The sequence below is a fragment of the Amycolatopsis kentuckyensis genome, from assembly GCF_002155975.1.
Classification (GTDB): Bacteria; Actinomycetota; Actinomycetes; order Mycobacteriales; family Pseudonocardiaceae; genus Amycolatopsis; species Amycolatopsis kentuckyensis.
The window spans coordinates 1-750 of sequence record NZ_MUMI01000881.1; the positions used below are offsets into that span (position 1 = coordinate 1).

The window sequence follows — 750 nt, forward strand, 5'->3', positions numbered from 1 at the left end:
ACTTCTTCGAGCTGGGCGGCCATTCGCTGGTCGCGGCCGACCTGCTGGGACAGTTGCAGCAGGACTTCGGCGTGGAGCTGCCCGCGCGCACGTTCTACCTCAGCCCGACGATCGCCGAACTGGCCGAACTGGCCGAACTGCGCCCGCTGCGCGAACGCTTCGAAGCGCCGCTGTCCTGACGCACTACCAACCTTGGTAGTCCACAGTGGACATTCGGGACATCCGGACGGGATCTGTGGTACAAGTGGATGGCGGTCGTAGACCATCGAGACGCATCGATCGGGAGGACAACCGACATCCTGGGGGATCAAGGTATGCCATCGATTCACGGGTACAACGACGTGCCCAGCTCCGCCTCATCCGGACCAGCGCCGCAAGTCCCCCGACCGCGTACCGCCGTCCCCTGGCGGTTCGACGCACGGGGCCGCGAGGCCGAGCTGGCCCGGCTCACCGGCATCGTGGACGGCGCGGAACCCGGCGTCCGGGCGGTGCGGATCAGCGGTGACCCGTGGAGCGGAAAGACCGAACTGCTCGCGGCGCTCGCCGGCCACGCGAAAGCCCGCGGCTGGGCGGTCGCCAGCGGCGCGGCGGGGCCCCTGCCCGGCTCGCTGCCCTTCGGCGTTTTCTCCGACGCCCTCGACGACCTGCTGACGTCGCGGCACCCGGCGCTGCTCGACGGATTCCCGAAGTACCACGTCTCCTGGCTGGCCGGCATCTCCCCGGCGCTGGCCCAGTACTCGCCCGACGCGG

The 750-nt window shown here is 69.9% G+C and carries 2 protein-coding genes; both read left to right on the plus strand.

The annotated features are described in order from the left end of the window. Positions 1 to 11 precede the first annotated feature (11 nt). Entirely contained in the window at positions 12 to 179 is a 168-nt protein-coding gene (locus tag CCN39_RS48875; RefSeq protein WP_279629632.1) for an acyl carrier protein, read from the plus strand. Positions 180 to 314: 135 nt separating this feature from the next. Next, on the plus strand, positions 315 to 750 hold a 436-nt coding region (locus tag CCN39_RS48880; RefSeq protein WP_143264516.1), incomplete at its 3' end, for an AAA family ATPase.